The organism is uncultured Dialister sp., from assembly GCF_900541605.1.
Taxonomy (GTDB): Bacteria; Bacillota; Negativicutes; order Veillonellales; family Dialisteraceae; genus Dialister.
The window spans coordinates 1-6,213 of record NZ_UQKJ01000110.1 but is presented as its reverse complement, the minus strand read 5'-3'; the positions used below and the strand labels follow the sequence as shown (position 1 = coordinate 6,213).

Genomic DNA, 6,213 nt, shown 5'->3' with positions numbered 1-6,213 from the left:
GCATGAAAATACAAGAGTATAATCGAACAACGATTTAATCAGTGCTTCCCTAGAAACTCCGCCCCAGTGACTCTAACCGCCAGCACGCAGACCCTATCAGCTCATTCTTCTTCTACGTCGTCCAGGGCGGGGATTTCTTCCTGCTTTGCCTGTTTCCGCTGGCGGAAAATGGTGCGGCAGCCTTCCACGGCCAGCTCCAGGGCCAGGCAGATGAGCAGGATGCCGATACCGGCTTGGGCATAGGGACCCCAGTCGGTGGCGCCATTCATAATCATGAGGACCTGGTTCCGTACGATAATCGCCAGGGAGCTGATGGTGACCACCATCATGAATGCCATGGGGACGAGGAACATTTTATTATTCTTACCCGCATTGCCCAGCCAGGTGGCTACGGCCAGGAGGCCGATGCCTGCCAGCAGCTGGTTGGCAGCGCCGAAGAGACCCCAGATTTTCATGAAGCCCCCCATGCCCAGCATGATGCCGAAGAACACGGTAATAATGGTGGCAAAATAGGGATTGACCATGAGTTTCTTGAAGGTGCCGTCAATATCCTTCGGCGTCTGTCCCGGTTCCAGCCAGAATTCCTGGAACATGAACCGTGCCAGTCTCGTAGCCGTATCGAGGGACGTGAGGCAGAAAGCGGAATAGGTCAGTACCAGAAGGGTATACATACTGCTTTCCAGGGACGCCATACCGGGGATGGCACCAATCATGGCAGAAATACCTCCGGCAAAAATATCGGTGGCCCCCTTCACATGGCCCGTTTCCCGTGCATAGGCGATGGCGCAGAGGGTAATGATGGCCAGTACGCATTCCAGCAGCATGCCGCCATAGGCGATGGGTCTGGCATCGGACTCTTTATCCAGCTGTTTCGACGTGGTGCCGGAGGAAACGAGGGAATGGAAACCGGAAATAGCGCCGCAGGCTACGGTTGTAAAGAGGATGGGGAACAGGTACTGGGTGCCGTTTCCATTATCCACGGAGAATCCGGTATACGCCGGGAAGAGGTCCGGATTGATATCCGGATGGGCACCTACGATACCGATGACCGCCACGATGAGCATGGCGTAGAGCAGGAAGGAGGACAGGTAATCCCGGGGCTGCAGGAGAATCCATACCGGCGTCACGGAGGCGATGGTGATATAGAGGCCAATGAGCCACATCCAGGTGGTGGTGGAGAAATAGAAGGGATGGAAATTCATGCCGATGGCCATGCAGATGGCAATGGCCGCCACGCCGAGGATGGTGGATACCGCCATGCCCGTATGCCGGCGGTACACCGCAAAGCCGAAGACAATAGCCACGGCAATAAAAAGAATGGACACCATGGCCACGGAGGCCTGGGTGGCACTCTTTGCTTCATTCACCACGCCATTTTCATAGACCGCGCCAAAGGTGGAAGCTACGATGGCCGCAAAGGCCGCCACCACCAGGATCAGGGTGAGGTAGGAAAAGATGATAAAGAGCTGCTTTGCCCGTTTGGACATGTTGGCAGAAATAATTTCACCGATGGACTGTCCATTATGGCGGATGGAAGCAAAGAGAGCTCCGAAATCATGGACACCACCAAAGAAAATACCCCCTACCAGCACCCACAGGGTCACCGGCAGCCAGCCGAACATAGCCGCCCCGATGGGACCCGTAATCGGTCCTGCGCCGGCAATAGAGGAAAAATGATGGCCCATGAGCACCGGCGCCTTCGCCGGCACATAATCCACGCCATCTTCCATGGTATGGGCAGGAGTGGGAATATTTCCTTTTCCCACGCCCCACTGCCTCACAAGCCATCGGCCATAAAAGATATATCCACACAGAAGAATCACTAAACATACAGCAAGCAGTACCAGGGTATTCATATATGGTCCCCCCTTGAACAAATAGAGAGTGAGTTTATCTTTTTATATACCTGCAGAAAGGAATGTCCCATGGACCGGGAAAAGCCGAATGGTTCCCTCATGCCCCTTTCCACAGGGGACTTCGGGCAAAGACCTGGCGAAGCCCCTTTTCCATACATTTTCCGGCCCTGTTGAAATGGAACCGGCCCGTGGACAGGTCCATGGCGCCGGCGTGGACCTCCATCCACCCGTGGAAGGAGTAGAAGAAGGTTTTGTACAGATTGCAGGCCTCCAGCTCCTTCCGGGCCGCTTCCTCCACCGAATCGCAGATGAATACCGGTGAAATATAGGTATACATGTGGCCCGGCCCGATATGGGCCATATCCATGGCTGCGTCACAGGCAAAGTCCCGCAGTTCCCGGAAAGAGGAAACCGTGAGTCGGGGTACATTGAATACAAACAGGAATTCCTCCTGCGCCGTAGACCACAGGGCTGCCGAATGGAAGAGAAAATATTTCTCCCCCTTCTCATAGTATTCGCAAACCGCTGCCAGCCGGGACTGTCCGGAAAAGAAGGGCCGCTCCATATGGATGGCCTCCCGGAATCCCTCTCCCTCCTCCTTTCCTCCATCAAACCGGGTAATCGAATAATACCGGCGGTAACCGGCCAGCAGCCGCTCCACCGCTTCCTCCCGTTCTCCCATGGTGCCTCCTTTCATACAAAAATGTAATCCGTGGAAAACATTATGTGATGATGTTTGCTTAAATATACTCTTTTTATAGAATTTTCTCCAATAGAAGAAACTTATAACCAGTGCAAAGGATAATAATGTGCACTTATATGATGGATTTGAAAATTGTGTAAAACTTTGATGTCCAGCGGTACTGTCCCAGATCCCTTCCAACTGCCTGCATGTTGTGAGTTATCTCACAATGGCATGTCGCAGGAATACCGTCATCATTTCCGGTAACTCTTTCCCTGTCCCATCAATTTGCTGAAAACGTTTTTCCCGCATATTTCCCCATTCCACCCTCCCGTCATTTCGAGCGGTGGTAAGCATGCTATGTGAGAATACAGACAAGAATCGCTACAGCTGCAATGAGCCACGAAATCTTTCTTGTGAATGGGAATACTGAGCTTCCCACAGAATTCCACTGCGTCAGAGCTGCGATAGAAATTCAAAAGGCGGCGCTTCCTAATTTGTGCGCCGCCACCGCCCCTGGCCGCAGGCCGCAGCCTTTTCTATTCCCACCATCCATCCTGCACCTTTGGCACGGCTCTTTTCCCAGGGTCTGCATATTTACGATACTATAAAACTGCGGCGCCATATGAATTGTGCGCCGCCTCCACCATTCATCATTCCTAAATTCTCATTCCTGATTCTCCGGCACCTTCAGCGCGCCCCTTCTCTCAGGGACTGCATGGGGGGAATGATCTCACATTGGCATTTTAAATATTCGTGAGTAACTGCTATCTTACTGTATTCCCGAACCCGAGAAAGATTTCTCCACTCATCGCAGCTGTAGCGATTCTTTATTGCAGAGTCATCCGGCATGCTCCCTCCGGTCGAAATGACGATAGCCGGGTAGGAGTTTTTATCCTGAATCACGTCCCCCAGAATTACGCTGCCCCCATACCGTCATTTCGAGCGGTGTAAGCGCCGGAGTAACTGTACCCCCAAAATAGTATGTGCGAAGGAGTCGAGAAATCTCCCTGCTAAATGACTATACCGGTATTACAGAAAATGGCTGCAGCCTTGAATCACTGCGGCTTTGACCCATGATTCCATCAATCACCCTGCGCCTTTGGTGGGACCCTTTTCCAAGGATCTGCATACTTACGATACTATAAAAACTGCGGCGCCCTATGAATTGTGCGCCGCCTCCACCATTCCTCATTCCTAATTCTCCTGCGCCGCACCTTTCCTTCAGCCTGCCTTCATCCCTTCCGTTCAATTTCTTACTTTTACCGGAGTACGAATTTAGTCTTTCCTATTATCATTTAGTACTCTTACAACACAAAAAAATTCCTGCCAGTGGGGAAACTGACAGGAATTTATGGAGAGAGGGTAAATTATTATCAAGAAAATCCAATGTCAAAAAGATAAGAAAGAGCACACCTCCTTTATCTGTCACATCATCGATATTTCCTGTCTTCACGGGGAATTGAATCAAGGAAAGCGATGAATGTTTATCAGTTGACTCTCGGTCAACTCATGTTCATATTATAGCACCTTTTTCTTAAAGTGCAAGTACTTTAAAATAAATTTATTTTGTTTATCTTTATTAAACATAATTCGTAAATTCGTAATATAATATCACATTTAATTATCTTCCATAACAAAAAAAGGACCGCCCTTCGGCGGTCCTTTTTGTTCTTTCAGTAAGATTTACTGCATCATGGATTCCAGCTGGTTAATGAATTCTTCCTGTGGAATGGCACCAATCATGCGGTTCACTTCCTGGCCATCCTTGAAGAGGACAATGGTCGGAATGGACATGATGTCGAACTGTCCTGCCAGTTCCTGCATCTCATCTACGTCTACTTTGCAGAAATTCACTTTGTCTCCCAGTACTTTTTCTGCATTTTCCATGACCGGAGCCATCATGCGGCAGGGACCGCACCAGGTAGCCCAGAAGTCAATGAGGCTGTATCCTTTATGGTTTGTAATTTCGCTGTCAAACTGTTCGTTGTTGTGGATTTCGGTAATCATAGGTATCGCTCCTTATCTGTATCATTACATTTAACTCTTTCGATGTATTTATTATATCACAAACAGTCTATCGCGCAAGGAGTAAATTGATGGACTTGAATATTCCAATTCAATTTAGCAGATGATTGGATAGAGTCACTGCCATGGGACTGCCGATATCAAAAGAAGAATTGAGATTTGAGAGTTGAGAATTGAGGTCCCGCGGCTTTGCCGCAAAGGTCCAGCCTGCGGCGCTTCTAACAGCCCGGTCCCGTCGCCTGGCGATCAGCAGCTCCCCTTCGGAGCCCCCATTCTCTTTCCTCAAATCTCAATTCTTTCCTGGAAATCCCCCGTACAATTGCCTCCAGCCACTCGCGTGAGAAAGAAAAAGCGGCCGGATGGGTCCGGCCGCTTATTGTTTCCTTATTTCTTATGTTTCCCGTAAAGGTCGTAGGACACGGCCTGTTCATCGTAATGGTTCATGCGGACCGGCTGTTTCGCTGCATAGCCTACGGCAATGATGCAGAAGGGATCCAGTTCATCGGGGATATCCAGAATATGGCAGAGATGGACTTTCCTGTCCTGGTAGGGGTACACCTGCATCCACAGGGTGGACAGCCCCAGGTGTTCTGCTTCGATGAGGATATTCTGTGCCGCTGCGGCGCAGTCGAAGGACCATTCTTCAGGGAAGGAAATGCCCTCTTTCTTGCCTACAATAACAATGGCCGCCGATGCTTTACGGGCCGGACCGGCAATGATGCTGTTGTGGGAAATGGCCTTTACCAGGTCCTCCCGGGTAACGATGATGAAGTCCCGGGATTTCTGGTTGCCCACAGCCCTTGCCTGCATGCCTGCTTTTACCAGTGTCAGCAGCTGGTCATCGGGAACCGGCGTAAGTTCCTTAAAATACCGGCAGGTACCTCTTCTGAAAATTTCGTCCATGGTTCTTCCTCCTTTAATGTGTAGATGCTTTATGTATTATTATTGAGCTGAATGACTCTTCGGGCTTATTCCCTTGTTTTATGTATAAATGAAATTCCCGCAGTCCCTGTCGCAGGCAAAAGGGATACATTCTGAAGGAATGAGCCCAGTTTACTTTTCCTTTACCCCTATTATATCATAGTGCCCGGGTATAACTCAGGGGTACCATAAAAAAGGACATCCCCGGCCTTTGCCATGGATGTCCTCTATTTCTGGTGGAGCATAGGGGGATCGAACCCCTGACCTCAAGATTGCGAACCTTGCGCTCTCCCAGCTGAGCTAATGCCCCGTTACGTTTCTATATTGTACCCCTTTGCCTTGGGAGATGCAAGCGGACAGACAGCAGCCTGCGGCCGAAGGAGAAAAGTGGCTGCAGTGGCTAAGGTGGTGGAGGCAGCGCACAATTCATATCGCGCGGCCTTATGAATTCTGACTGATGCAAAGCCGCTGGTTCTGCCTGACATCTGAATGACTGTCGGCTGAAGTCTCCGTCAGATCTCCTGCTTTGCAGGGCTCACCCCTACAGGGCGAATCCATCCCCTGCCCTTCGGGCGACCGCCGTTTGGCCTAATAGGAAGGCGCTTTGATGGGCAGGCTAAGCGCCTTTTGTATTCAGGCCAAGATAATGCCAGTATAATGGTGTAAATTGGTTAATCAAAAAAATCAAGAGCCATATGGCTCGATCCTCAGGTATAATGAAGTCAC

General features: G+C 50.2%; 4 protein-coding genes and 1 tRNA gene. All 5 read right to left on the bottom strand.

The features are described 5' to 3' along the window. Positions 1 to 101: 101 nt before the first annotated feature. The gene (locus QZR21_RS07510) at positions 102 to 1,856 is read right to left on the bottom strand and encodes a carbon starvation protein A (RefSeq protein WP_296099348.1); all 1,755 of its coding nucleotides are present in this window, start codon (positions 1,854 to 1,856) and stop codon (positions 102 to 104) included. Positions 1,857 to 1,953: 97 nt separating this feature from the next. Further along, positions 1,954 to 2,538, bottom strand: coding sequence for a hypothetical protein (locus QZR21_RS07505; RefSeq protein ID WP_296099351.1), 585 nt, complete (start codon positions 2,536 to 2,538; stop codon positions 1,954 to 1,956). A gap of 1,686 nt (positions 2,539 to 4,224) precedes the next feature. Further along, entirely contained in the window at positions 4,225 to 4,548 is a 324-nt protein-coding gene (trxA, locus tag QZR21_RS07500; protein ID WP_296099354.1) for a thioredoxin, read from the bottom strand. A gap of 402 nt (positions 4,549 to 4,950) precedes the next feature. Further along, entirely contained in the window at positions 4,951 to 5,469 is a 519-nt protein-coding gene (locus QZR21_RS07495) for a nitroreductase family protein (protein WP_296099357.1), read from the bottom strand. A 252-nt stretch (positions 5,470 to 5,721) separates the two neighbouring features. After that, positions 5,722 to 5,797, bottom strand: a tRNA-Ala gene (locus QZR21_RS07490). Positions 5,798 to 6,213: the final 416 nt, after the last annotated feature.